This window comes from Rothia gullae (assembly GCF_024294905.1).
Lineage (GTDB): Bacteria > Actinomycetota > Actinomycetes > Actinomycetales > Micrococcaceae > Rothia.
Genome location: NZ_JANCOC010000019.1, coordinates 1 through 1333 on the forward strand (window position 1 = coordinate 1; position 1333 = coordinate 1333).

Here is a 1333-nt window from a genome sequence, read left to right on the forward strand (position 1 = left end):
TCAAGGTCGGCTTTAAAACTCTCAAAGGTCTGCCAGTCCTGGCCACGAAAAAACTCGTCCTTAATGTGTCCAAAGACCTGCTCAGTGGCGCCATTATCGATACAGTTGCCTTTACGTGACATACTCTGGATAAAACCATTATCGGCCAGCGTTCTGATGTAGGTCTCGTGCTGATACTGCCACCCCATATCCGAGTGCAAAATCGGTTCGACCCCTGCGGGTTTGGCCTCCATGAGTATCTGAAGCATCTCTTGCTGCTGGACGAGGTTGGGGCACATCGAGATGGAGTAGGCAACAATCTCCTTGCTGGCAAAGTCATAGACCGGAGCAAGGTAGGCCTTACCGAAGGAGAGCTTGAACTCGGTGACGTCTGTACCCAACTTCTGCCAGGGACCGGTCGCCGTGAAGTTGCGACCGATGACGTTAGCGAAGCTTTGCCCCACCTCCCCCTTATAGGAGTTGTACCTGCGATAGGCCCTCTCGCGGCGTATACCGCAGCGCAACCCCATCTGACGCATCATCTTCAAGACCGTCTTATCAGCGATACGCACCCCTTCCTCAGCGCGCAGGCACATGGCCACCTGCCTGTGACCACACCCGTTGGGGGTTCGCGAAAAAATCTGTGCGACCTTGGGACGTAACTGCACTCTGGTTGGCTGCTGGGGGTGAGCCAGTGCGTAGTAGTAGCTCGACCTGGCAAGGCCAGCAGCTTCGAGGAGATCACGCACCGCGTGTCCCTGCCCTGAAAGCTCAGCGACCACTAGGGCTTTGTCCCGGTTTGGGAGCGCTTCTGCGCCTTCAGGGCAATCGATTTTTTTAGGTACGCCACCTGCGCCTCAAGCTTGCGCACACGCTCGGCAAGTTCCTCCTCACGCGTTGGCGGCACCGCCCGCACCGACCCCTTCGGCCTGCCCTTGGGCTTAGGCTTAAGCGCCTGCGCGCCGCCCTGCCGGTACAGCCTGCACCACTGCTTCAACGGTGTCACGCTTGCAATACCGAATCGCACCATCGCATCAGGCTTACTCATCCCACCATCAACTACAGCCTTCGCTGCGGCAACCTTGGTCTCATAATCGTATCTGGCCTGCTTTACTCCCATGGCAAGAAACCCGCTCCTTCCGATTACGCGGTACATTTTCTGCCACTCTCTCACAGTCGCGGCAGACATACCAAGCCTTCTGGCGGTTACACGATAGCCACATCCCTTCTCAAACATCTGTGCTGCCTGCTCCCGAAGCAAACGATCGTGTCTCATTCCCAGATGTTCAGACATGAAAAGCCTCCCGTTTCTTGGACTTCATTTTTGGTGTCCAAGAAACGGGAGGCAGTTCAC

At 56.3% G+C, this 1333-nt stretch carries 2 protein-coding genes; both read right to left on the reverse strand.

Annotation, left to right across the window (positions count from 1 at the left end):
* Positions 1–761 (reverse strand): IS3 family transposase (locus tag NML54_RS08800; protein WP_254757572.1); only part of this gene is annotated, 761 nt, incomplete at its 3' end.
* Entirely contained in the window at positions 761–1273 is a 513-nt protein-coding gene (locus tag NML54_RS08805) for a helix-turn-helix domain-containing protein (RefSeq protein ID WP_254757574.1), read from the reverse strand. The genes NML54_RS08805 and NML54_RS08800, both read right to left, overlap by 1 nt.
* Between the last annotated feature and the right edge of the window lie 60 nt (positions 1274–1333).

Bases quoted from the DNA above. Each gene is read 5' to 3' on its own strand.
- NML54_RS08805 (WP_254757574.1), bottom strand. From the start codon at position 1,273: ATGTCTGAACATCTGGGAATGAGACACGATCGTTTGCTTCGGGAGCAG.